Annotated in this window: 21 protein-coding genes; 10 read left to right on the top strand and 11 right to left on the bottom strand. The window is 50.1% G+C overall.

Features of this window, described 5'->3' with window-relative positions; all coding sequences use genetic code 11:
- Position 1 precedes the first annotated feature (1 nt).
- From dnaQ to oppC, 6 genes are all read left to right on the top strand, one after another.
- Positions 2-730, top strand: coding sequence for a DNA polymerase III subunit epsilon (gene dnaQ, locus NL324_RS07930; RefSeq protein ID WP_253307027.1), 729 nt, complete (start codon positions 2-4; stop codon positions 728-730).
- 215 nt (positions 731-945) lie between these two features.
- A complete protein-coding gene (locus NL324_RS07925; protein WP_253307026.1) occupies positions 946-2,559 on the top strand; it encodes an ABC transporter substrate-binding protein in 1,614 nt (537 codons plus the stop codon).
- 109 nt (positions 2,560-2,668) lie between these two features.
- Positions 2,669-4,369, top strand: a complete 1,701-nt coding sequence (locus tag NL324_RS07920; RefSeq protein ID WP_253307025.1) for an ABC transporter substrate-binding protein — start codon at positions 2,669-2,671, stop codon at positions 4,367-4,369.
- Between the two features lie 98 nt (positions 4,370-4,467).
- Positions 4,468-6,159: an ABC transporter substrate-binding protein gene (locus tag NL324_RS07915; protein WP_253307024.1), complete on the top strand. Its 1,692-nt coding sequence runs from the start codon at positions 4,468-4,470 to the stop codon at positions 6,157-6,159.
- A 57-nt stretch (positions 6,160-6,216) separates the two neighbouring features.
- On the top strand, positions 6,217-7,137 hold the full coding sequence (gene oppB / locus NL324_RS07910) for an oligopeptide ABC transporter permease OppB (protein WP_253307023.1): 921 nt from the start codon (positions 6,217-6,219) through the stop codon (positions 7,135-7,137).
- A gap of 13 nt (positions 7,138-7,150) precedes the next feature.
- Entirely contained in the window at positions 7,151-8,074 is a 924-nt protein-coding gene (gene oppC, locus NL324_RS07905) for an oligopeptide ABC transporter permease OppC (RefSeq protein ID WP_253307022.1), read from the top strand.
- Positions 8,075-8,120: 46 nt separating this feature from the next.
- On the opposite strand, the gene pyrH is transcribed toward oppC, so the two are convergent.
- The 3 genes from pyrH to rpsB form a co-directional block, all read right to left on the bottom strand.
- On the bottom strand, positions 8,121-8,846 hold the full coding sequence (gene pyrH / locus NL324_RS07900; protein ID WP_253307021.1) for a UMP kinase: 726 nt from the start codon (positions 8,844-8,846) through the stop codon (positions 8,121-8,123).
- Positions 8,847-8,934: 88 nt separating this feature from the next.
- Positions 8,935-9,795 carry a translation elongation factor Ts gene (gene tsf, locus NL324_RS07895; protein ID WP_253307020.1) on the bottom strand — a complete coding sequence of 287 codons (861 nt, stop codon included), beginning with the start codon at positions 9,793-9,795 and terminating at the stop codon, positions 8,935-8,937.
- Positions 9,796-9,915: 120 nt separating this feature from the next.
- Positions 9,916-10,656 carry a 30S ribosomal protein S2 gene (gene rpsB / locus NL324_RS07890; RefSeq protein ID WP_253307019.1) on the bottom strand — a complete coding sequence of 247 codons (741 nt, stop codon included), beginning with the start codon at positions 10,654-10,656 and terminating at the stop codon, positions 9,916-9,918.
- A gap of 317 nt (positions 10,657-10,973) precedes the next feature.
- Between rpsB and map the strand changes: the two genes are divergently transcribed.
- The 3 genes from map (at position 10,974) to pilV (ending at position 14,193) form a co-directional block, all read left to right on the top strand.
- The gene (gene map / locus NL324_RS07885; RefSeq protein WP_253307018.1) at positions 10,974-11,762 is read left to right on the top strand and encodes a type I methionyl aminopeptidase; all 789 of its coding nucleotides are present in this window, start codon (positions 10,974-10,976) and stop codon (positions 11,760-11,762) included.
- Positions 11,763-11,806: 44 nt separating this feature from the next.
- Positions 11,807-12,643 (top strand): 2,3,4,5-tetrahydropyridine-2,6-dicarboxylate N-succinyltransferase, encoded by an 837-nt coding sequence (gene dapD / locus NL324_RS07880; protein ID WP_253307017.1) that lies wholly within the window; start codon positions 11,807-11,809, stop codon positions 12,641-12,643.
- A gap of 209 nt (positions 12,644-12,852) precedes the next feature.
- Positions 12,853-14,193, top strand: a complete 1,341-nt coding sequence (gene pilV / locus NL324_RS07875; protein ID WP_253307016.1) for a shufflon system plasmid conjugative transfer pilus tip adhesin PilV — start codon at positions 12,853-12,855, stop codon at positions 14,191-14,193.
- Between the two features lie 56 nt (positions 14,194-14,249).
- Here the strand turns inward: pilV and NL324_RS07870 are convergent, their stop codons facing one another.
- From NL324_RS07870 to tgt, 8 genes are all read right to left on the bottom strand, one after another.
- Positions 14,250-14,432 (bottom strand): pyrimidine/purine nucleotide monophosphate nucleosidase domain-containing protein, encoded by a 183-nt coding sequence (locus tag NL324_RS07870; protein ID WP_253307015.1) that lies wholly within the window; start codon positions 14,430-14,432, stop codon positions 14,250-14,252.
- Between the two features lie 5 nt (positions 14,433-14,437).
- Positions 14,438-15,637: a hypothetical protein gene (locus NL324_RS07865; RefSeq protein ID WP_253307014.1), complete on the bottom strand. Its 1,200-nt coding sequence runs from the start codon at positions 15,635-15,637 to the stop codon at positions 14,438-14,440.
- 659 nt (positions 15,638-16,296) lie between these two features.
- A complete protein-coding gene (gene ppnN / locus NL324_RS07860; protein WP_253307013.1) occupies positions 16,297-17,658 on the bottom strand; it encodes a nucleotide 5'-monophosphate nucleosidase PpnN in 1,362 nt (453 codons plus the stop codon).
- Between the two features lie 208 nt (positions 17,659-17,866).
- Positions 17,867-18,703 carry an NADPH-dependent 7-cyano-7-deazaguanine reductase QueF gene (gene queF, locus NL324_RS07855; protein ID WP_253307012.1) on the bottom strand — a complete coding sequence of 279 codons (837 nt, stop codon included), beginning with the start codon at positions 18,701-18,703 and terminating at the stop codon, positions 17,867-17,869.
- 1,376 nt (positions 18,704-20,079) lie between these two features.
- Entirely contained in the window at positions 20,080-21,003 is a 924-nt protein-coding gene (secF, locus tag NL324_RS07850; protein ID WP_253307011.1) for a protein translocase subunit SecF, read from the bottom strand.
- Positions 21,004-21,041: 38 nt separating this feature from the next.
- Complete coding sequence (gene secD, locus NL324_RS07845; protein ID WP_253307010.1) at positions 21,042-22,907, bottom strand: protein translocase subunit SecD; 1,866 nt, start codon at positions 22,905-22,907, stop codon at positions 21,042-21,044.
- On the bottom strand, positions 22,904-23,239 hold the full coding sequence (gene yajC / locus NL324_RS07840) for a preprotein translocase subunit YajC (protein WP_253307009.1): 336 nt from the start codon (positions 23,237-23,239) through the stop codon (positions 22,904-22,906). Before yajC ends, secD begins: the two co-directional genes overlap by 4 nt.
- Complete coding sequence (gene tgt / locus NL324_RS07835) at positions 23,239-24,399, bottom strand: tRNA guanosine(34) transglycosylase Tgt (RefSeq protein ID WP_253307008.1); 1,161 nt, start codon at positions 24,397-24,399, stop codon at positions 23,239-23,241. The genes yajC and tgt overlap by 1 nt, the downstream gene beginning before the upstream one ends.
- A gap of 371 nt (positions 24,400-24,770) precedes the next feature.
- Between tgt and ispH the strand changes: the two genes are divergently transcribed.
- Positions 24,771-25,721, top strand: coding sequence for a 4-hydroxy-3-methylbut-2-enyl diphosphate reductase (gene ispH / locus NL324_RS07830; RefSeq protein ID WP_253307007.1), 951 nt, complete (start codon positions 24,771-24,773; stop codon positions 25,719-25,721).

Below are 25,721 nucleotides of genomic sequence, written 5' to 3'. Positions count from 1 at the left end.
CATGGAACGGCAGATTGTCTTAGATACCGAAACTACCGGGATGAATCGGGTAGGCGTGCGCCATGAAGGTCATGGTATCGTGGAGATTGGTGCGGTAGAGATAGTAAACCGACGTCTCACAACGCGCTATTTTCACCTCTACCTGCGCCCAAATCGTCCCATTGATCCAGCAGCCATTGCGGTGCATGGTATCACCGATGCCTTTCTCAGCGACAAACCCCCCTTTGCCGAGGTTGTGGATGAATTCTGTGAATTTATTCGTGGTGCCGCCTTAATCATCCACAATGCTCCCTTTGATACCGGTTTCATTGATTACGAATTCTCTCAATGCAGCGGCGGAAAGCTGCAATTGGCGCAACTCTGCCCGACAGTGATCGATACTTTAGCGCTAGCCCGCCAACGGTTTCCGGGTAAGCGTAATAGTTTAGAGGCACTCTGTAGTCGTTATCAAATTGATTTACAGCGGCGTAGCTTGCATGGGGCTTTGCTGGATGCCCAGCTGTTGGCTGAGCTCTATTTGGTGATGACTGGCGGCCAAACGACGCTCTGCTTTGATAACGGGCGTGAATCCCAACTCACCTCGAGTAGCGCCGCTGCTGATGCCCGCGGCCCCCAGCGGGATCAGGCACTGCACATCTTACGAGCAACAGCAGTGGAGCTTCAGGCCCATCGGGATCGATTAACAGTCGTACAACAACAGGGAGGCCATTGTTTATGGTTGATAAAGTAGGGTGTTCTGGCAGCCTTAAAACACTGTCCAGTGGCTAGGTGTGCTGGATGGTTCAGGTTACGGGGTAATATTAATTGTTACATTTTTGTGTATATCAGATCTGTATTTTACATTTAGGATACAGATTAATCTAAAATCAGATCCTAGCTTAAGATTGAGCTTAGATTCAGGGGAAATTCATGATGAAAAACCACCGAACCTGCTGGAGTATTATTATGGTATGGGCATTTTTTGAGTCACTATTGAGTGGTAAATTGGCAGCACAAGTGGTAGGGAAGGCTAAAACTAGGCAGCTAGCGCAGCGGCAACACCTCACCATCACGAATGGCGGGGAAATACAGTCACTTGATCCTCATAAAATACCGAACGCCCTCTCAGAAAATAATGTTCTCGTTAATTTGTTGGAAGGATTGTGTGTTTTAGATCGTCATGGCGAGACCGTTCCAGGAGTCGCTACCCATTGGGAGCAGAGTAACGCTGGTAAAACTTGGACCTTCTATTTACGGCCTGAGGCGCGCTGGTCTAATGGAGATCCGGTGACTGCTGCTGATTTTGTATTCAGCTGGCGTCGTTTAGCCGATCCAAAAACGGCCTCTCGGTTATCGAATGCCTTGGTTGATCTGCAGTTACTCAATAGTTTTGCAGTCATTCATCGTCGTGAACCGGTAACAGCTTTAGGGATCCAAGCGATCGATGACCATACGTTGCAGCTGCAGTTGACACAACCCCATCCCTTTTTAATTAAGTTGTTAGCAAACCCGGCGCTGTCCCCTGTTCATCGTGCCACGATTGAGCGGTACCAAGAGCAGTGGAGCTCACCGGCTCACTATGTCGGTAATGGTGCTTATCGGCCGAAGGAGTGGTGTGTCAATGAGAAATTGGTGTTAACGCGTAATATTCGTTACTGGGATAACGCGCACACTTGTATTGAGCAGGTCACCTTCTTACCCATCTCCGCTGCCGCGGGACGGTTACGTTATCGGCAGGGGGAAATCGATGTCACCTACTCTAGTCTTCCCGATGATGAATTTAGCCAATTACAGCAGGAGTTTCCGCAAGAAATCCGTTTTTTCCCTTTGATAGATGTTTATGGACTAGTCATTAACAATAGAATGCCCCCTTTCCATGATGTGCGGGTACGTCGTGCTTTAGCAATGGCGATCGATCGGGACATTTTCGCTCAACAATCTTTTATGCGTGGACAAACCTTGGCTTATTCTATGGTCCCCGATGGTGTGCAGGGGGTCAAGGCATCAAAGCCCGCTTGGGCCACTTGGTCCCAGGAACGGCGTAACCGTGAGGCGCAGAAATTATTACAGGCCATGGGTTACACCGCACAGCATCCTCTGGAGTTTTCCTTATTATATAGTGGTACCAGCGAGTTGAATAAGCAGATCATGCTTACCATCAGCTCACTCTGGCAGAAAAACTTGCCCGTGAAGGTCACTTTGGAGAATCAGGAGTGGAAGGGTTATTTAGAGGCCGTGCAATTTGGTCGTTACCAGGTCGCGCGCTTTGCCTGGAGTGCTCCTTACAATGAGCCCTACTCTTTACTCAGTAATCTGCGTTCACATAGTGAACTAAACACGGCTCACTATCGCAGTCAAGCGTTTGATACTTGCCTAGAGGGAATATTGCAAGCAAATGATGAAAGTTTGCGTCAAGAGGCCTATCGACGGGCTCAAGAGCAATTCGCCAAAGATCTGCCGATGATTCCTCTGTTCCATTGTGTTGAGTTTCGTCTGATTAAACCTTATGTGGGTGGTATCAGCGAACGCAATCGATTATTAGTGATGTCTATTAAAGATCTCTATATTAACGAACACTAAGGTAACCCAAGCTGATTGGTCGGGCGGATAACCAGCGGTGGTGAGGCTATAACCTTTAACGTTGAGTCCGCTCTAATGAGAGGGTACCAGTTTATCAGCACTGGAGAGGTTGATTGAAGAGAGTCGGGCGATGTTGACGCTACGCTGGTGTGATCGAGTGGTTTACTGGGGGATACTGGTGATGTTCAGCAGAGCTTATACGCTCTCTGCCGCTGTCGTCCCGCCGGAGGTATCCTTAGCCACGGTGCAACAGCTGGTCATCAACAATGGTGCTGAAGTGCAATCTTTAGATCCTCATAAATCGCATGGCGCGCCCGAAATGAGTGTGATGTGTGATCTACTGGAGGGGCTGTTTAATTTTGATAATCAGGGTCAAATCGTTCCTGGGGTAGCCGTGCGTTGGCATGCTAGTGCCGATCTCAAGGTCTGGACCTTTGATCTGCGCCCTGAGGCGAGATGGTCTAATGGTGATCCAGTGACTGCGGCTGATTTTGTCTATAGTTGGCGGCGTCTGGCCAATCCGGCGACTCGCTCCCCGTGTGCCAGTTATCTCACTGAGATGCAATTAGTGAATAGCGAAGCGGTGCGGCGAGGGGAACAGCCGCCAGAGGCTTTGGGGATCCAGGCGTTAGGCACGCATACTCTGCAGCTCTCTTTATCCCAACCACTCGCTTACTTACTCAGCATGCTAGCCAATCCTGCCCTTTATCCATTACATCAGAGAACCGTAGAGCGCTACGGTAATGGTTATGATGAAGATAAATGGTATGCCGTCAGCCACTTTGTGGGGAATGGCGCCTATTGTTTGCGATCGTGGGTGGTGAATGAAAAGCTACTCCTCACCCGCAGTGAGACCTATTGGAATCGGGCGCACACAGTGATTGAGCGGGTGACCTATCTAACGATAGGAGATGAGGTGGTCGATATTAGACGCTATCAGGCCGGCGAAATCGATATCACCCATTATTTGCTTCCTACTGAACATTATCTGGCGCTACAACGGCAGCAGCCTAATGAGCTGTGGCACTTCCCCGCCCTCTCAGTGGCGGGTTATCGCTTGAATACACAAAGAGCCCCTTTTAATGATGTGCGGGTCCGTCAAGCTTTGTCCTTGGTGCTTGATCGCGAAGCTATCGTCGACCAGTTTTTGGTTCAGGGAGAGCAGGTAGCCTATACCTTAAACTCCCAACGGGTGGCTGGCTTTAAAGTAGCCCGCCCGGATTGGGCCTCTTGGCCTTTAAGCCGCCGGTGTAGCGTGGCTAAAAAATTATTACGAGAGGCGGGTTACCATCAACACAACCCGCTGCGCTTCAGGTTGCTATACAATATGTCCGAGGTGCATGAACAGTTAGCAGTAGCCGTCAGTGATACCTGGAAAAACAGACTCGGTGCTGAAGTGACTTTAGATCAACAGGAGTGGAAAGTGTTTCTGGCCAACTGTCTGGCGGGCGAGTATCAGGCAGCCCGTTTCAGTTGGCCAGCAGGTTATAACGATCCGGCAGCGCTGTTGAACATGCTACAGTCAACGAGTAGTGGCAACTCAGCGTTTTATAGAAGCCAAGTTTTTGATCGTTGGCTAGAGCAAGCCCTACAGGCTCCTACAGCGGCGGAACGCTGCCGCTGCTACCAGCAAGCGGAGCGGCTGTTGGCTGAGGAGGCTCCGGTGATCCCATTGTATCACGGTATGCGCAGTCGCTTGATCAAGCCCTACGTCGGCGGGTTAGATCGCCGTAACCCCATGAATCTGATCTACACGAAAGATCTCTACCTGACTCAACATCCGCAAGCCCCCTCTCGCTATCGTCAGTAGTAGTAGGGGGTTGTAAAAAGAGATTCAACGGTCGTGGGCCCCGGTCCCAGGAGGTTCTCACCATTAATCATTTAATTGACTGCAGGAGATCGGATGAGATGCAACCCTATAGAATCCGCTGGATACGACTACTCTTACTCTGTGGCGCGGCTAATAGCATGATAAACCACCCGTGTGGGTTGCAAGCCGCTGAGGTGCCGCCAGGGGTTCAATTGGCAGCCTTACAGCAGCTTATCATCACCAATGGCGCCGAGATTGCCACGGTCGATCCCCATAAAACGCATGGGACTCCAGCAGGGAATGTCATGCGTAATGTCTTTGAAGGACTGGTCAATTTAAATCGTGAGGGCCAGGTGGTTCCTGGGGTAGCCCAGCGTTGGCAGCAGAGCCCAGAGGGTAAAACCTGGACTTTCTATTTACGGCCAAACGCCAAATGGTCCAATGGCGATTCGATCACCGCACAGGACTTCGTCTATAGCTGGCGGCGACTGGCCGATCCGGCCACCCGATCGCCTTACGCCAGTTATCTGGTCAATATGCGCCTAGCCAATAGTGCCGAAGTCATTGCTGGCAAGCAGCCTTTAGAGGCTTTGGGGATCCATGCCCTAGATGATCATACCTTGCAACTACAGCTGTCACAACCCGTTGCCTATTTGGTCAAGATGTTGGCGGTTTGTGATCTTTATCCCCTGCATGCCCCCACCATAGCGCGGTATGGTGAGGGTCGTGATGACCATCGATGGACTGCCGTCAGCCATTTTGTGGGCAACGGTGCCTACCGTATTCAGGAGTGGGTAGTGAATGAGAAGTTGGTACTCACCCGCAATGAACACTACTGGGATAATGCCCACACGGTGATCGAATCGGTCACTTATCTTGCCTCTGAAGATGAGGTGGTGGATATGCGGCGGTACCAGGCAGCTGAAGTGGATATTACCAATACTCGGCTACCGTTAGCCCATTTTCAGCAACTACAACAACAGTACCCTCAGGAGCTGCGCTACTTTCCCGTTCCAGGCACTTATGCCTATCAACTCAACCTACGACGGCCCCCTTTTAACGATCGTCGGGTACGGCAAGCGTTATCCATAGTGCTCGATCGCGAGAAAATAGTGCAGCAGCTGCTGGGGCAGGGAGAACAGGTGGCCTATAGTCTCAATCCCCCCACTATTGAGGGATTTTCCCTGAAACGCCCTGTTTGGGCCGATTGGCCACAGGCACAACGTTGTCAAGAGGCGCAGCGGTTATTAAAAGAGGCGGGTTATCACATCGATAATCCCTTGCGTTTTACGCTGTTTTATAGCACTTCAGAGCTGCATGAACAGATCGCTGTCGCCTTGGCATCGCAGTGGAAACAGTCTTTGGAGATGGTAGAGATCACTTTTGCTTGTGAAGAGTGGAAAGTTTTTTTGCAGAGTCGACTGTCAGGACACTATCAAATAGCCCGCAATGGTTGGGAAGCAGACTATAATGAGCCCTCTGCACTCCTGAATAATTTGCTCTCTAACAGTGGTAAAAATAGCTGCTTCTACCACAGCAGCATTTTTGACCATTGGCTGGAACAGGCGCTACAGGCTACGACTGATGAAGCGTGCCGACACAGTTACCAGCAAGCGGAGGCACAACTAGCCGAAGATGTTCCGCTGATCCCGCTGTTTCATCGTGTCGCGCACCGTTTAGTCAAACCCTATGTTGGCGGTTTAAGTGACCGTAATCCTATGGGACTATTTTACGTCAAAGATCTCTACCTGATGCAACATCCGCAAGCTCCCTCCCGCTACCGTCAGTAGCCAAAACCAACCGGAGCGTAATAGGAGGTTGTAACCCCTCAATCCACGGGAGTCTTCATGGGGAAATTGATTGTCCGACGCTGCTTAGAGGCGCTACCAACGCTGTTTATTTTAATCACCATCTCGTTCTTTCTGATGCACTTGACACCAGGAAGCCCTTTTGCCACGGAGGAGATAGCTTCGCCGGAGCTCTTAGCGCAAATTGAGGCCAAGTATCACTTAGATGCGCCACTCTACCAACAATATGGTGCTTATCTACGATCCCTACTGCGGGGACAATTGGGGTACTCCTTTAAATATTTAGATCATACGGTGTCCCAGCTAATTGCCGCCGCCTTTCCGGTCTCACTGCAAATTGGGGGGTGTGCCTTTGTAATAGCGGTTTTATTGGGGATGTCAGCCGGTATTACCGCTGCATTACGCCACAATGGCTGGCTAGATCATGCGGTGATGTTGCTGGCGATGATCGGGGTGATCTTGCCTAGTTTTGTGAAGGGACCCCTGCTCGTGCTCATTTTTGCGGTCTGGTTACGTTGGTTACCTGCCGGTGGCTGGAATGGTGGCGAGCTGCTGCGCATGATTCTCCCCATTAGCGCCTTGGTACTCAGTCATATTGCCACGATTGCCCGCTTGACTCGGGGTTCGATGCTCGAGGTACTCCATAGCAGCTTTATTCGCACAGCGCGGGAGAAAGGCTTGCCGATGCGCCACATTGTATGGTGCCATGCGTTAAAACCGGCCATGCTGCCAGTGATCTCCTATTTGGGACCCACCTTCGCCAGTATCATTACGGGCTCTGTGGTGATTGAAGCGATTTTTGGCCTGCCCGGGATGGGACAGTTGTTGGTGAATGGTGCCTTTAACCGCGACTATCTCTTGGTGCTCAGTTTAACCCTATTAATAGGCATCATTACGATTCTATTTAATGCGGTCATTGACATTCTCTATGCTTTTCTTGATCCTAAATTGCGTTATTAAGAGGAGATAACGGGTGCAGTTACAGCCCACTAGTGTGAAGCAGGCGGTAGCCCATTCAGTCAAGCAGGGCGCTAGCAACCGAGTACCCCTCAATCATAGCCTCTGGTGGTACGCCTACTATCGTTTTATGCGTAACCGTGCTGCGGTGATCAGTGTCTGGGTACTCCTGTTATTAATAAGTTTCGTGCTGTTCATGCCCTGGCTCTCTCCTTTTACCTACGACGCGATGGATTGGGAGTCGATGCGATTGCTGCCTAGTTGGGGGAGTGGTCACTACTTTGGCACGGACGCTTTGGGCCGTGATCTGCTAGTACGCACCGCCATGGGCGGACGCATCTCATTAATGGTCGGGGTATTGAGCACGCTGATTGCCCTCTTCATCGGTACGCTGTATGGCGCTATCTCTGGTTACGTCGGCGGTTGGCTAGATGTGGTGATGATGCGCTGTTTAGAGATTTTAGACGCCTTACCCTTTATATTTTTTGTGATTTTGTTAGTGACCTGCTTAGGACGCAATATTCTATTGATTTTTGTCGCTATAGGCACGGTCTCTTGGCTGAATATCGCCCGGATTGTGCGTGGACAGACCCTTAGTTTAAAGCAGAAAGAGTTTATTTTAGCGGCCCGCTTGTGTGGCCGCTCTTCAGGTCAAATTATCGTGCACCATATCGTGCCGAATGTACTAGGTCTTGTGGTGGTTTATGCTTCGCTGTTGGTTCCCTCGATGATTCTCTTTGAATCCTTTCTCAGTTTTCTAGGGTTAGGGGTGCAAGAGCCGATGACCAGCTGGGGCGCCTTAGTGCAGTCGGGGGCTCGAGCCATGGAGATCAACCCCTGGGCATTGATCGGGCCTGGGAGTTTGCTGGTGCTGACACTGTTTTGCTTCAACTTTATTGGTGATGGCCTGCGAGATGCGCTCGATCCGCAGAATCAATAACCAGTGCTGATCCTGGGTGACTCAGGGTTGAAGCGGTGCTCACTCCCTAGTGGGTAATCAGCGTGCCTTCCGGTTGTCCGAGGACCACCCGTAGTAGGGCACCCGGTTTATTCATATTAAATACCACAATGGGCATCCCGTAGTCGCGTGCTAAGGTAAAGGCAGCCAGATCCATCACCTTCAGCTCTCGTTTTAGCACCTCTTGGTAGCTTAAGGTCGTAAACTGAGTCGCCTCGGGAAATTGAACGGGATCGGCGGCATACACCCCATCGACCTTGGTGGCTTTCAACACAATATCAGCTTCAATTTCAATACCGCGCAGGCAGGCTGCTGAATCCGTAGTGAAGAACGGGTTGCCAGTACCGGCGCAAAAGATCACCACCCGTTGATTACGGAGTAGACTGATCGCTTCCGCCCAACTATAACTGTCACAGACCCCATTTAACGGGATGGCAGACATCAGCCGGGCATTGACTTGGGCACGGTGCAGGGCATCGCGCAGTGCCAAACCATTCATGACGGTAGCCAACATCCCCATATGATCGCCCACCACCCGGTTCATGCCGGCTGCTGCCAAGCCAGCACCCCGAAACAGATTACCACCGCCGATGACGATCCCTACCTGCACCCTTAAAGCGGTCAAGGCCTTGATCTCCTGAGCGATACGATTGAGCAGCGCTGGGTCAATGCCAAAGGCCTCTTCGCCCTGTAGGGCTTCACCACTGAATTTAATTAAGATACGAGCATAGACAGGTTTAGCAGGCAGTGTCATCAGTAGATTCTGCATGGGGGTGGAATAAAGTGATCCGCTCGCAACAGCGGATCACCGGTTGTGGCAGCGAGTGATAGGGCACAAAGCCTTATGGTCGCTCTGCGACAGCAGTGACTGCCTCAGCAAAATCAACACTGGCCTTCTCCAAACCTTCACCCAATTCAAAGCGAGTAAAGGCAGTCACCGTCGCCCCAACTGTCTGGAGTCGTTCACCGACCCGTTGGGTGTTGTCCATTAAAAAGGGTTGTTCGGTGAGTGCCAATTCACTGGTAAATTTTAGCAGCCGTCCCGCCACCATTTTTTCAGCAATCTCCTGTGGTTTACCCGACTGCAGTGCAATGGCTAACTGTACCTCCCGTTCCCGGTCTATCACGGCGGTGGGCACCTCATGAGGCTGAATATACGCCGGCTTATTGGCCGCAATATGCATGGCGATCTGCTTGAGAAGTTCAGCATCCGCCGCTTGGGTCGCAGCAACCAGTACACCGATACGCTGGCCATGCAGATAGCCGCCCACGCGTTCACCGCGTAGGGTTGCCAGGCGACGGATCTGGATATTTTCGCCACACTGTGCGACTAAGGCGACGCGCTCAGCTTCACAGGTAGCCTGCAAAGCGTCTAGATCGGTGATCTGTTCTGCCAGGGCCCGATCAGCTACACGTTGGCAGAAGGCTAAAAAAGCAGCCTCTTTAGCCACGAAATCGGTTTCACAGTTGATCTCTATCAGCCAGCCAGCCCCCTGCGATTGATCGATCTTAAGGATCAAATTGCCTTCCGTAGCACTGCGGCCAGCGCGCTTTGCAGCCGTGGCTTGGCCCGCTTTGCGCATGGCATCAATAGCCAATTCTATATCACCCTGGGTGCTGATCAGCGCTTTTTTACAATCCATCATGCCAGCCCCGGTTCTTTCACGCAGGGTTTTAACTAACGTTGCGGTGATTTCAGCCATGAAGGCTCCTCAATCATTGTACGGTAAATAGGGTGATTCCTAGGTGGAGAGTCCTGACTGCCCCCGGCCGCTAGGGGTGATGAGAGTGGTGTATGAGCACCCGGGGTAGTCATCGGTCACTTATTCTACGGCTTCAATCTCTTCAATAAAGCTATCGGGTTCCAATTGAGTGACCGAATGACGGTCACGTCCCTCGTTGAGGCTATTGACGACGGCTTCTAAGTAGAGTTTAATCGACCGGATCGCATCATCGTTGCCGGGAATAATATAATCGATGCCATCGGGATTGGCATTAGTATCGACAATGGCGATGACTGGGATCCCTAAATTATTGGCCTCTTTAATGGCGATGTTTTCATAGGCGGCATCGATAACAAAGAGGGCATCGGGCAGGCCACCCATATTTTTGATACCGCCAAGACTCTTCTCCAGCTTATCCTTTTCCCGCAGCCGCATCAGCGCCTCTTTTTTGATCAGCTTATCAAAGGTACCATCTTGTGCTTGCACCTCTAACTCTTTGAGACGCTTGATCGATTGGCGTACGGTTTTCCAGTTGGTGAGCATGCCGCCTAGCCAGCGATGGTTCACATAGAATTGATCGCACGCTTGGGCCGCCGTACTGATGGCCTCGCTGGCGGCGCGTTTGGTTCCCACAAACAGCACTTTTCCTTTACGGGCGGCAATTTTGTTCAGCTCTTGTAGTGCGGTATTAAACAGTGTGGCGGTTTGTTCTAGATCAATGATGTGTACTTTATTGCGGATCCCGAAGATAAACGGCCGCATTTTAGGATTCCAGTAGCGGGTCTGGTGACCGAAGTGAGCACCCGCTTTGAGCAGTTCAGATATGGTGATGGGGATCATGATGGGTTTGCCTTCATTAGGTTGGGGTTATGCCTCCAAGCTTCCTGACGACCGACCTCCTATCGAGTGAGGCACCCCGGCGTCAGTATTGAAGCTTGTGTGTGCTAAGCCAAAGATGAATTTTGTACGGTGTCTTGGCCAAAAAATGGATACTACAGAAAACAGCGTACGTCATCAGGCGGCGGAATTTATAGCATAATTTAGCCGATGACTCCACTTATTTAAGCGGTTGCGATCGTATTAGGCCTCTAAAATCGGTTATCATGCCCCCCATCCAGTCGGGAGCGACCGTTCAATTCAGCCATGGAGTCTCTATCATGAACATCATCATTCAATCGGCAGAGGCCATTGAGCGTATGCGGATCGCCGGTCGTTTGGCAGCGGCAGTCTTGGAGATGATTGCACCCTATGTCGTTCCGGGCGTCACTACCGAGGCGCTAGATCAACGCTGCCATCACTACATGGTGCAGCAGCAACAGGCACAGTCTGCTTGCTTGGGTTACCAGGGATTTCCCAAGGCGGTCTGTATTTCAGTCAATGAGGTCGTGTGCCATGGGATCCCCAGTGAGCGGAGATTAAAAGCGGGAGACATTGTCAACATTGACGTCACCGTGATTAAGGATGGGTTTCATGGGGACACCTCAAAAATGTTTTTTGTGGGGCCACCGAGTATATTGGCCCAGCGCCTTTGCCGGATCACCCAACAGAGTTTATATCGTGCGATTGAATTAGTGAGGCCTCAATTGCCCCTGGGTGACATTGGGCGAATCATTCAGCCGTTGGTGGAGGTAGAAGGTTTCACCGTGGTACGAGAGTATTGTGGTCACGGGATTGGTCAGCAGTTTCATGAAGCACCACAAGTATTGCACTATGATGCTGAGGATGGTGGTGTGCTATTGCAGCCTGGCATGATCTTTACCATTGAACCGATGGTCAATGCGGGCAAAGCGGCTATTAAATTAATGAAAGATGGTTGGACGGTTAAAACCAAAGATCATAGCCTATCGGCTCAGTACGAACATACCGTATTAGTCACCCGTGATGGCTGTGAGATATTAACTTGGCGTCCAGAAGAGCCTGTGCCTCGGGTGTTGACGCACGCCTAGGGCAGCTGGTCACGGCACGAAATTAATGAATCAGGAGGAGCAGCGTGTTGACCTTACAACCGATGATTGAAAGTGCTTTTAGCCAACGCCATCGCTTAACCCCGGCCACGGCCTCTGCTGAGCTACGTGACGCCGTTGATCAGGTTCTGGCCGGTTTAAATCAGGGCCATTGGCGAGTGGCTGAGAAAATGGACCATGGCTGGGTGACCCACGGTTGGTTGAAGCAGGCGTTGCTATTAGCCTTTTGTATTTATGACAATCAACTCATCAGGGGGGGGGAGAGCCACTACTTTGACAAGATCCCCTTAAAATTTGCGGCGTATGATCAGCAGGCTTTTGAACGAGCGGGGGTCCGCGTGGTCCCACCGGCCACGGTACGTTATGGGGCCTATATCGCCCCGAATAGCGTGTTAATGCCCTGTTATATCAACAGCGGCGCTTATATTGGCGCTGGCACGATGATCGATACCTGGGTTACGGTGGGCTCTTGTGCACAGATTGGTGCACAGGTACATCTCTCTGGTGGTGTGGGCATTGGCGGGGTCTTAGAGCCGCTGCAAGCGAACCCGACGATTATTGAAGATCACTGCTTCATTGGCGCGCGCTCTGAGATTGTCGAGGGGGTGATCGTGGAGTCAGGCTCGGTGATTGCCATGGGGGTTTACTTAGGACAGAGCACCCCGATTTATGATCGGGCGCGTGACCAGATCTACTATGGGCGGGTCCCCGCTGGCTCTGTAGTCGTGCCGGGTAGCTTGCCAGCCAACAATGGGAAATATAGCCTGAATTGTGCGGTCATTGTTAAACAGGTCGATGCCAAAACGCGCAGCAAAACCAGTATTAATGAGCTACTGCGCAGCGCCCAGCCATCGATTGGATAAGCAGCACCTGCTGCCATTCGCGTTGTTGTAGAACAGTCAACACAGGGTTCATGGCGTCACTGCCATCGCGTACTCTTGCGTTGACAATGCCCTGAGAGACCATAGCATACGCTATTCATCGCCATGTCTACTAGGGCCTCCACTGTATGTCGCCTAGCGTATTCGATCACTGTTCTGACAAACCCCAGAAATTATCCCGTGGATTTAGTTTGCTAGAAGCCGTGGTCGTGCTCACGGTGACCCTCAGTCTTATGTGTCTGGGCGCCCAGTATGTGGGACAGCGCACCAATGATCTATTAAATCAAACCGCCGCCCAGCAGTTAAATCGGGTAGCTACTGCGGCTAATCACTATGCCCATGACCATTTTGAATCGCTACAATCCTCTACCAGTAACACAAAGAGTGTGATCTGGAATAGTCCAGAGATTAAACAGTTTCTCTATGAGGGTGGTTATCTGCCGAAAACCCTGCGGGATCACAATCCGTACAATCAAACCTACCAGATAGTGATCCAACAGCCGCAACCGAATTTATTGCAACTGCTCGTGTTGACCCAGGGCGGGCAGATAATTAACGAAGGGGGACTACGACAGGTTAGCCAGTGGGCGGGCCCCACTGGAGGCTATATTTCACAACGACAACCGAATCAAGCGACCGGTGGTCAAGAGGGCTGGCAGATACCGCTCTCCGGCTCGGTGATGACAACTCCGGGCCATTTGGCTGCTTTAAATTACCTCAATTCTAATGATGTCTTGAGTGCTAGTAGTCTGCTATTTCGCAAAAAAATTGCTGGCCACCCAGAATATAATCGAATGGAGGCCGATCTTAAGATGGCGGCCGATATTGAATTGGAGGATGGAAGTAAAATTTGGTTTAATCAAGGCAGTGATCGCTCTACAGTTATCGAAGGAGGTTCTATCACGTTAACTCATGGACAAGACTCCCTCACACTGAGGCCGGAGAGACTAGTTGTGAATACTGCACAGGGGATCGCTGGTTATCGGGGTATTGAAACGAACAGTCATGTGGTCGCCGCTGGTGACGTGGATGCTGGGCGTGATCTGACGGCCAAAAACAGTATTACAGCTGGGAAAGATATTACAGCCGCTGGGGTTCTCTACGCCCAGAAACTAGAAGTTAAAGATAAAATAAAAACATGGTCTGCAGAAATAACGCCTGCTGAAATACGTCTAGAAAGTCAAGCCAGCGGGAATAAATCTTATGTGGGAAATGATTATATTAAGTTTTCTACTTCCATCCCAAAAGATCGTAGTGTAGCAAATGGTGTATGGTTACACGGAGGTGGAACCAATGAAGAAGTCTCATTCTCAGCTGATTCACTACATATACCCTACTATCTTACCAATTTACCTTCAAGTGGCTGGACTCCTTTTAGCGAAGTAATTTATCCTCTATGCTATAAAGAAGATGAAAAAAATAGAATCGGAAAGTTATTTTTCATTAATTCTACTAATTATGATAAACCTTATTTAATATTATGTGGGCATGATGGTAAGATATATATAGAAAATGGTTTTTCTAGATATTGATTCTGGCGATAATGGGGTATATTCCAATCCTCAAATGAGGCTGAAAGGTGTTAGCATCAGCTGGCAATCTCATAGCAGGGGATGTAGGCCGCGCCTGGTAGCTGCATGCGCCGCTCGGCCACAAAACTATGGAGCAGCCGATCGATGGCCTGCATCAGGTAGGGATCACCCTTCAAGCAAAAAGGACCCCGTTCAGCGACTGCCCGAACACTCCCTTTTTTTAACGGCAATCTTAGCATAACAATCACTCAGAGTCATTACTTAAAAATCTATTATATTCTTGGAATTTGGTGGTTTCATTATTTCTGTTTAACCGTTCAGGAATATCTCTGGCAGATTGATCAAGTCCTGCTATAGTAGATGAAAATCTATTATATTGGAGTTGGAGTCCGCTGGTTTCATTATTGGTTTGCACGTCTTGATTTGAATAACTAGAGGATGATTCGGCATTTCCGTCTATATTATATTCTTGGAGTCTGGTGCTTCCATTATTTCTGTTTAACCGTTCAGGAATATCTCTGGCAGATTGACCAAGTCCTGCCATAGTAGATAACAATCTATTATATCGGAGTCTAATGGTTTCATTATTGGTTTGCACGTTTTGATTTAAATAACTAGAGGATGATTCGGCATTTTCGTATGAAGGTGGAAAATAGTCTGCATCATCCCATGTTATATCTTCAGATATTTCACTAGTAGTTGGCTCGCCGCCTCCTGTTGTAGTAGATGCTGTGGTGATTGGCTCAGGTGCTCGCCAACTGAATGCTTCTATAAGCATTTTAAGTGCTTCTTCAATCAAGGGATTTGGTATATCGAGTCGAATTCGTTCAATATCCTCTTTATTTTCAAAGTATTCCCGCTGTGTAATGTGGTTAAAAATTTTATTTTTTTCATATTCTGTATTTTTTGTAGATGCTTTATTAAGCCATAATTTTGATTGTTCAAAATTTCTTTCATGTAGATATATTTGGGAAAGCAGGAGCATAGCCTTTACATTTTCACTGTTGTAAAGTATAGAATGTAATGTAATTTTTTGTTCTTTAATGGCTCGTTCAGATGAATTAGTGTCATCAGTTATGAAACTGAAACCAAAATCGTAACATGCGTAACCTAGGAGAAAGCCGGTAAACTCATAAAGGCAGTCTTCCCAAGAGTATGTTAGTATACCAATTTCTTTTATTGACAATGTATAGGGTATAAATGTAACTCCTATAGATGCTGTTAATAATTTTTGAATTAATGATATCTTAGTACCTATAAAGTGATAGTTGTAGTTTTTATAGAGACTTCTTTTTTTGATAATTAGTCTGTTATATAATTTAACTTCAATATCGTCAATCAGAGCTTTCGTAGAAAAAAAATTAGAAGGATCGTTCAATCCGCATAAATTGGTCAATTTACGAAGGAACGGATACTCATTTTTATAGAAGGCATTTTCATACACACAATCACCAAGTAACTCGACACAACAAGAACGTAAAAAATTCCCTAATGAAATCAGGAGGCGATTACTGCCAAATAAGAAAAACAATAGGATATTTTTTAATATAGAACTACAATAAATAACCTTATTTCTGTGATATTCATCAGGAAGGTACGATATCATTAGAAGACTAGCGTGGTACATAAATGAATCTAGAAAACTACCTAGGAGAACCAAACCTCCAGGAGTGGATAATAATTCCTTATAAAATATAAAAAACTCGCCCATTCTGCTCCTCCATGTCGTCTGCACTCTTCCTTGTAAATGGTGTCTCTGTAGTTAGTAATAGTTGAAAAATCCATGTCTGTCAAATAGGGGGTAAAGTTGAATTAACAGAGTTGGCAACCAAGATGGTAGCTTATTGCATGAATCCAGCTCAACTATGGGGTAGAACTGGATAATTTAATTCTAAATACCAGCCTGTTGGAAAATCTCATCAACGGAGCAGCGGAGCTAGTCTTATCCAACATGAATTGAATCTGAAGGAGGGGTTGTTTTTAACATGCAATGAGCCCAAAAGTGGCAACCTCAATATTTTAAAAAAATGAGTCCCTAATTTTATTCAGACGATTACCCGGTGTAGGGTGTTGGAATGGCTATAACCAAGGTCTCAACCAGGGTTAACTAGCAATCTCATAGCAGGGGATGTAGGCCGCGCCAGGTAGCTGCATGCGCTGCTCGGCCACAAAACTATGGAGCAGCCGATCGATGGCCTGCATCAGGTAGGGATCACCCTTCAAGCAAAAAGGACCCCGTTCAGCGACTGCCTGAATGCTCTCTGCCCGAATATTGCCGGCGACAATCCCTGAGAACAGTTGCCGTAGCGTAATCGCCCGTTGTGAGGGGGGGTGGTCCTGCTGCAGGGTCAATTGTGCCATCGCCTCGTGGGTGGCCTGAAACGGCTGCTGCAGGGCCGGGGGGATCACCAAAGAGGCGTTGAAGGCAGAGGCCTCACGACCGTTATCAAGGGAGCACGCTAGACGACGCGTGATCGTTTGCTTCAGGTGGCGCGCGAGCTCAGCGGCGTCATCAATGACAAGACGGTAGTAGCCGCCAGCCTGTGGCCCCAGCGTTTCGTGGATAAACTGTTCGATATGTTGCCAGTAGGCGGCGCACTCGCGTGGTCCAGTAAGGACAACCGGCAGCTGTTGCTGCTGGTTGTCCGGGTGCATCAGGATCCCCAGCAAATAGAGCAGCTCTTCAGCGGTTCCAGGGCCACCGGGAAAAATGACAATGCCCTGTGCAATCCGCACGAAGGCCTCTAAGCGCTTTTCAATGTCTGGCAGGATCACCAGTTGATTCACGAAGGTATTCGGCGGCTCTGCGGCGATGATGGAGGGCTCTGTTAATCCAATCAAGCGAGAGCACTGCAAGCGCTGCTTAGCATGGCCCCGAGCAGCCCCTTTCATGGGTGCTTCCATGGCGCCTGGGCCGCAACCGGTCACAATGTGTAGTGCCCGTAACCCTAATTCATACCCCACCTGCTGGGCATACTGGTATTCAGTAGGGTGGATGGCATGGCCTCCCCAGCAGATCACGAGATCAGCGGGCTCCTTCGCTGTAAGTATTTCAGCGTGACGCAACCGGGAAAAAACAAGCTGGGTGATCTGCTGAGCAGTCAAGTCGCTCTTCGCATGGGTGGTTGCGACTGCTGGCGAGGGGAGGAACAGCAGATCCCGCAGGACTGCAAACAGATTTTCATGAAGAGCCCGGATCAACTGCCCATCGACCAAAGCTTGCTGGGGGGGATGGCGGAGTTGAAGCTGAATACCAGATTCACTAGGCAGTAACTGGATATCAAAATCGGGCTGCTGTGCCAACAGCCGGCTGCTGCTGTCTAGTTGGCTACCGCTGTTTAATACCGCTAAGGCGCAATGGCGGAGTAGTTGGGCAGGTTCCCCCTGGAAGCGCTGTTGTAGTTGATGCATCTCCCATGGAGAGAGGTGGGCCAGCGGACCTACAGGGTTCAGGGTGAGGAGCACGCTGCTCTCCTGTTCATTGAATCAGCGAAGGTAGCGGTGGAGTTAGAACAGTCATGACAGTGATGTTACCTCAGGAGGTTACTGGCGTTACGGCACGTTTGACAGCGTCAATTCTATCATAGTCAGGTGCTGTTAGGGTTAATGGCGATCAATGTTGTGAATATGATCGCACTACTAGCCTTAAAATCAGGGGCCTCATGGTGCCAGCTCATTGGCGGACTAATCGTTGATTCGCCGGGGCGGCTTGCCAGTTTGAGCGAAAGGGGTTGATGTCAATCCCGCCCCGCCGCGTGTAGCGCGCCAGTACACTGAGCTGTACGCACTGACAATAAGCTTGTATTTCACAAAAAATTTGCTCAACACACTGTTCATGAAAGCTACTATGGCGTCGAAAAGAGAGCAAATAGCGCAACAAGGCACCCGGGTCAATTTGCGGCCCACTATAGTGAATTTGCAGGGAGGCCCAATCAGGTTGTCCGGTCACCGGACAGTTTGATTTGAATAGATGGCTCACTAACTGCTCTTCAACCAAGGCGGCCTGTGGCAGGGTTTTCAGTAGGGTGGGATCGGGTGCCTGCCGATCATCGAAAGCCCAGGGGCTAGGCTGATCATCGATGCACCGCCCTCTCAGCGTTGCTAGGGGTTGCTGCTCCAAATAGCTTAGCGGTTGCAGTGTAATAGAGACTGGGCCGGCGACACAGTGGCTCAAATCCTGCTGGAGTCGTTCCGTGACTTGGTGCCACTGTTGAAAGCAGGTTTGATTAAAGCTATTGAGGTAGAGTTTAAGGCTCTTAGATTCAATCAACTGAGGCGTTTTGGCATTAACACGTAGCTCCCCCAGGGCCACTTGGGGGCAGCGCTGCGTATCTAACCAGGAGAGTTCATACAGCGTCCAAATATCTTCACCGTGAAAAGGCAAGCTGTGCCCGCTAATCCCTAAGGCGGCACGCTGCGGTTGTCGTGGCACGCTCTCCAGGAGGCTGGCATCGTAGTGCTCTGGATAGGCAACCTTTTTGCCGAGTGGTAGGTGCGCATACAGTGACATGGCGGTTCTCTCAGAAAAAAGGGTGGTCGCAGGAGCGCTCTGGGGTCAACCGGCAGTTATCTCCTTGAACTGGAAGGAAAAGGTGTAACCCTGACTCAGGAATTTCTGCAAGGGTATCCAGACCGGTTAACACTGATTAACCCACCAGGGAGCGTTTATGTTGGCACTGTCCCTGAAGTCTCTTATCATAACAACTCCCTGTTTTTTTTAAAAGACGTGATTGAAGGCTTGGTTAGGCCGTGATCAGGCGGCAAGTTCTCACGAACACAGCGGTCATTGTCAGGGATTGTGGCTCATCTAACAGGCCGTAGGCTACTGGCTATAATATTTGTAAGCTAAACAATATAGTTTTTGTAGGAGATTGACGATTAATGAGCACGCTGGCTGGTCAAGGTTTTTTTAATAATTTCTGGAATATAAGGGGTTCAGACACCGTTTAGGCTGCTGATACGGACAGAATCGCTACAAAAATGTGTTACATGGTGTTGTTTAAAATATAAAAAAAGTTCATCTTTAGGACAGTTTAATCGGCATCCAAGTTATAGAGTGTTAAATGAAGTTATCAAATAATTTTATTGTTAATTATCGGAATTCGGTGCATTGAGTGACGATCGGCAGGGAGCCTGGATTTAGATTAGGGATGATAAAGGAAGCTGTCATGGGTTAAGGAAGACCCTTATTAAGGAAGATAACAAAAATGCAAAGGAGTGCGAGATCCCTGGAAGGGTGAGGGCCGCTGGATTGGCCGATTGTGTGGGTAGTCAAGGATGCTGATGTGCAATAGCAGCGATGCAAGGCTGCAACGCCCCGGCGTATCGTCCTGTGCGATACGCCTTTTTCATTATACCTCATTTCTGAATAAGCGATACCGTGAACTTGCTCTGTCGACAGTGAAGAGCTGATGTCAGGATGGCAAGCACTTAAACAGCCGTGAAAACAGACTGTTATAGCTCGTAGTGGCTAGCTTAACGGGGGAATCAGGTCGTTTTTTTATTTTGTATCAATTAGTTACTTACCGTACAGCCTGGCGGCTGATCCCTTCTCCCAGACAAGAGGATCATCACATTAGCTCTCATTTCTACAAAATAAATGATAAATAACCATAAACCTGCTAGGACTAACGGTGAACTGGTACTGAATTTTTTTAGACGTCGCTAATCATCCTGTAAAAAATCATTTTAAAGTACTCTGGTTCGCTACAACTGCCCAATGGTTAATACGTCGGAGGGCATGAATAAGCTGGTCGATATGGACATCAGAAACCGCCGCATCACCGCTTTCCTGGTCTACAGGATTAGTGGCTCTCTTTGAATCAGGGCAAACAGGCTATGCGGCCGCTCCCGTGACTAGATACCGTGAGATCAGTCAGGGTTAGGTTAATCCTCAGACTGGACTACTGTCGGCAGGAGCTGTTGGGGCTGCAGGCCGAGTTTCAGAGCCAGCGCGGAGGCCACATAGATAGAAGAGAAGGTGCCGACGACAATCCCAATCAATAACACGACTGAAAACCCTTGCAGCAGCGGGCCGCCCCAGAGCAGTAAGGCTAACACCACGACTAAGGTCGTAGCAGAGGTTATGAGGGTGCGACTCAGTGTCTGAGTGAGTGATAAGTTAATAATATAGCTCGTGTCACAGTGTGGATAGCCGCGGGAATTCTCGCGAATGCGGTCAAATACCACAATGGTATCATTCAGGGAGTAACCGACGACCGATAACAGGGCGGCGATAAGGGTTAAATCAAATGCTATCTGCAGCAGAGAGAGTGCCCCTAAGACAATGATCACATCATGTGTCAGTGCTAACACGGCACTACAGGCTAACCGCCACTCAAAGCGGAGCGTCACGTAGAGTAGAATCGCTAACAGTGAGGCCAAGAGTGCCAGAAAGCCGGTTTGAACGAGCTCCGCCCCCACATGAGGGCCGACCCATTCTAGGCGCTGCAGTGACACTTGTGGATCTAGCTGTTGTTGAATCACCGTCACCAGCTGTTGGCTTAAGCGCTCCTGACTCAGGGTTGCTGAAGGGGCTAGGCGAACCAGCAGTTCGCGACTGCTGCCCAGGTGTTGGATCTGCGCTTGAGGAAAACCAGCTTGTTGGAGACACTGCTGCAGCGACTCAGTACTCTGTGCTTGGCTCAGTTGCAGTTCTAAAGAGAGGCCACCAGTAAAATCTAATCCCCAGTGGAAACCGCGCCACATCATGAGTAGTATTGAAGAGAGTAGCAGCAGTGTTGAGAGGCTAAAAGCAGCGGGAGATAAGCGCAAAAAATTAAATAAACGGGGCGCCTGCGGTGGCATCATGGGTACACGAGGGGTAGTCTTATCCACGAATAACAGTCTCAAATAGATAGCGTTGATAGCGGCTTGCCGCCATACCAGCGATTGATGACGGCACGAGTCACGACAATCGAGGTAAACATCGAGGTCGCCAGGCCAATGGAGAGCGTTATCGCAAACCCTTTAATGGGACCACTCCCGATAGCGTAGAGCAGCAGTGCGGTGATCAAGGTGGTTAAATTGGCATCACAGATACTCGAGAAGGCATTGTGGAAGCCTCGATCGATCGCTTGCTGTACCGTCCTGCCTAAGCCCAGTTCCTCTTTGATCCGTTCAAAAATCAGCACATTGGCATCGACAGCCATGCCGATGGTTAACACAATCCCCGCGATCCCTGGCAGGGTTAACGTAGCCCCAGGGAGGAGTGACAAGCTCGCTAGAAGCAACAGTAGATTACCCAGTAGCGCCAGACCGGCGATCAGCCCACAACAACGGTAGTAGCACAGCATAAACAGCAGTGAGGCGACCAAGCCCCAACCACAGGCTTGTAATCCTTGGTGAATGTTTTTTTGCCCCAAGGAGGGACCGATGATCCGTTCTTCGATAATCTGCAAGGGAGCGCTTAAGGTTCCTGATCGCAGTAGCAGGGCTAGGTTGCGGGCTTCGGTCAGGGTTCCTACACCACTGATACGAAACTGCTGTCCTAAGTGGTCCACAATTTGCGCAACATTGATCACGGATTGATGCTTTTTAAGTACAGGCTGTTGAGCAGCTTCTACGGAAGGTTGTGGTCGATACTCAATCAATAGGGTGGCCATGAGTTTGCCGATAGCCCGCTTAGTCGCTGCAGACAGTTGCTCTCCCCCTAGGCTATCTAGTTCAATGTGCACCTGTGGGCGGCCATACTCATCCAAATGCGCCGCGGCATGGGTAATGCGTTCGCCGCTTAATACCACGGGTTTAAATAGGACAATAGGCTGCCCATCCGGCTTATAGTGTAGCTCGGCATCGGCAGGTAGTGGGGTGGTTTGTGGTGTCACCTGTTGATTGACCAGGCGAAATTCTAATAACGCAGTCGCTCCCAGGATCTGCTTAGCTCGGGTACTGTCCTGGATCCCGGGGAGTTCTACCACAATCCGTTGGCTACCTTGCTGCTGTACAATCGCCTCTGACACACCCAATTCATGGATACGTTTGCGCAAGATGGTGAGATTTTGCTGAGTAGCTTGTTGATTAATGAGTTGGCGCTGTTGCTCACTGAAGGTGATCCGGAGCGCATTATCAGGTAACGCCTGAAAGCGTAGTTCAGGGTAATGGGTCGTGAGCACTTTTTTGGCTTGTTGCTGGTTTTGCAGCTCTGAAAAACTGAGGAGGGTGCTCTCCCGCTCTGAGATCGCTCGGCGATAGGGTAGCTGCTGCTGGCGTAAGGTAGCGCGTAGACGCTCTGTCAGCTGTTTTTGCTGTTGCTGTAAGAGGATTTCCGTATCGACTGCCAGTAATAAACGTACGCCGCCCCGCAGATCAAGGCCCAACTTCATCGGTTGAGCCCCTAGCCGGGAGAGCCACGCAGGCGTAGCAGGTAGTAGGGTGAGGGCGGTAATATACTCCTCACCCAACTGCTGATTGAGCAACTCATAAGCCTGACGTTGGCTCTCAAGATTCGACCAGCTTAACAGTAGCGTCTTGCCCTGCAGTTGCACCTGTTGTGGGACCAGCTGTTGGATTTTCAGCTGCTGCAGGGTCTCGATAAACGTTGTGGGCAGCTCCAGGCCTGCGCGGGTGCTGATCTGCAGTGCTGGGGTTTCGCCATACCAGTTTGGTAGTGCATAGATCAACCCTAGCAGGAGAGGCAGCAATACTAGCAGCAGTTGCCACCAGGCCGTCTTGTTCAGCGGCACTAATCGGCGGCGTTGGCGCGCAGCAATCATAGTGCTTTGAGGGTTCCTTTCGGCAGAATGGCGGTAATAAACTCTTTCTTAATACTCACCTCAACGTTATCTTGCAGGGCGATGCGGACACAGCTATCGTCCGGAGAAATTTTGCTCACCTGACCCATGAGACCACCACTGGTCAGTACTTCATCTCCTTTGGAGAGCGATGCTAGCAGTTTTTGGTGGGCTTTAGCACGGCTCGCTTGCGGCCGATAAATCATAAAATAGAACACGAGTGCAAATATCCCTAACATCACCATCATCGGCAGGGAGCCGCCTTGAGTGGGGGGCTGAGCGGCAGCATGGGCCTCAGCTATCAATAAACTCATTAATGATCCTCTCTGGTTACTGGGGTTAGTCGTTCAGGCTGCTCGGCGTTCGGACGAGCTTGGCCGATCTGTTGGTAAAAATGGTTAATAAAGCGGTCTACTGTACCGGCTTCGATGGCATGACGCAAATGGACCATGAGCCGTTGATAGTAGTGCAGATTATGTATCGTATTGAGTCGGGCACCTAACATTTCGTTACAGCGATCCAGATGATGTAGATACGCACGACTGTAGTGTTGACAGGTATAGCAGTCACAGGCCGCATCCAAAGGGCGAGGATCATCCCGGTAACGGGCATTGCGTAGTTTGATCACCCCTTCGGTTACAAATAGGTGACCATTGCGGGCATTACGGCTGGGTAGCACACAGTCAAACATATCGATGCCGCGGCAGACCGCTTCGACCAGATCAGCCGGCTTACCGACTCCCATTAAGTAGCGGGGTTTGTCCGCTGGAATGTGTGGATGTAGATGCTCTAAAATCTGCAAGCGCTCAGCAGAGGACTCCCCCACGGCCAAGCCACCGATGGCATAACCGTCAAAGCCAATCTGCTGTAAGCCCTGTAGCGACTGCTGACGCAAATCAGGGTAGATGCTGCCTTGAATGATACCAAACAGCGCATGGGGATTATTCAGCGATGCAAACTGTTGGCGACAGCGCAGTGCCCAGCGCAGCGACAATTTCATGGACTCTTCAGCTGCCTGCCAGCTGCAGGGATAGGGGGTACAGTCATCAAAAATCATCACAATATCTGAGCCCAGTTGGTACTGGATCTCCATGGACTTTTCTGGACTTAAAAAAATCGGTGAACCATTGATGGGATGACGAAAGTGTACACCCGATTCAGTAATACGCCGAAGATGACTCAGGCTGAAGACTTGAAAACCCCCTGAATCAGTTAGGATAGGTCCTTGCCACTGCATAAAATCATGCAGATCGCCATGCTGGCGGATGACGGCTTCCCCCGGGCGCAACCAGAGATGGAAGGTGTTACCCAGCAGAATCTGTGCCCCGCTGGCAGCAACCTCTTCTGGTGTCAGTCCTTTGACGGTGCCATAGGTGCCAATGGGCATAAAGGCGGGGGTTTCTACGATCCCTCGCTGAAAGAACAGGCGGCCACGGCGCGCTCGCTGGTGAGTGGTGATTAATTGAAACTGCACAAAGTTGGCTCATATCCCCTGATAAACACCTGGAAGGCCAGAACTTTTAGCCAGAATAATCAGGTGGTAACAGGTAAAGGTCGGTTAGTCGGCCCAATTATAGTCAGCAGCGGTTGTGACGGCAAGTAGCGCTTTACAGTAGCGAGCAGTGATCTACAGGGACCGCTGCCAGCAGGATGCAAGATCAGCCGCTAAAAATTTAGATCACCAGGCTATACTGTCTCTGCAGGGGCCTCAACTGATGGATAGCAGGGCTTTAACGGCTCAACGGCTCCTAGGGTCTGCTCTCTAACTTTAGCGAGGGGCCCGTGTTACCATAAAGCGTATCCATAACCATTGTAAGGGCTGCTAAAAGGCCATGGGGGCGGTGTGTGCAAATTATATTAGCTAATCCGCGGGGGTTTTGTGCCGGAGTGGATCGAGCTATCAGCATTGTTGAACGGGCATTAAGCCTCTATGGCGTACCACTGTATGTTCGCCATGAGGTGGTACATAACCGCAGCGTGGTCCAGGGATTCCAGCAACGAGGTGTCCAGTTTATCGAGCAGTTGAGCGAGGTTCCAGAGGGGGCCATCGTTATCTTCTCAGCCCATGGTGTTTCGCAGGCGGTGCGGCAAGCCGCCGCCGCGCGCCACTTAACAATTTTTGATGCGACTTGCCCCTTGGTGACTAAAGTCCATATGGAAGTTGCCCGGGCTAGTCGTGCAGGGATTGAGACCATTTTGATTGGGCATCGAGATCATCCTGAGGTAGAGGGTACCCTAGGGCAGTATCATAATCCTCAGGGGGCGATCTATTTGGTGGAGAACGTTGGGCAAGTGGCCCAGTTGAGGGTACGCCACGCTGAGCGCCTCTGCTTTGTCACCCAGACAACGCTCTCTGTCGAGGATACTGCCCAAGTGATTCAGGCGCTTAAAGCGCGTTTTCCGAGCATTGTTGGCCCACGCAAAGAAGATATCTGCTACGCGACGACCAATCGCCAGGCTGCGGTGCAGGTATTAGCTCAACAGGTTGATGTGGTGTTGGTCGTGGGATCAGCCAACTCCTCTAACTCTAATCGCTTGGTAGAGGTCGCGCAGCGTCTAGGTAAGCCCGCCTATCTGGTTGATACGTCCTCGGCGATTCAACCCCATTGGCTGCAGGAGATCGACACCGTGGGGGTGACGGCGGGCGCTTCAGCGCCCGAGCAGTTGGTACAACAGATCATCGCTCAGCTGCGCTCACTCGGTGGTCAACCAGTGGTAGAGCTGAGGGGTGTTGAAGAGCAGATGGTTTTTGCTATACCCAAGGCGCTGCAAATCCCTGCCGTCATGGCGGGATAG

Origin of the sequence: unidentified bacterial endosymbiont (assembly GCF_918320885.1) — a bacterium.
In the GTDB taxonomy this organism is placed as follows: Bacteria; Pseudomonadota; Gammaproteobacteria; order Enterobacterales.
Note: the sequence above shows the minus strand (reverse complement) of the source record. Positions and strands in the feature narration are given on the sequence as shown.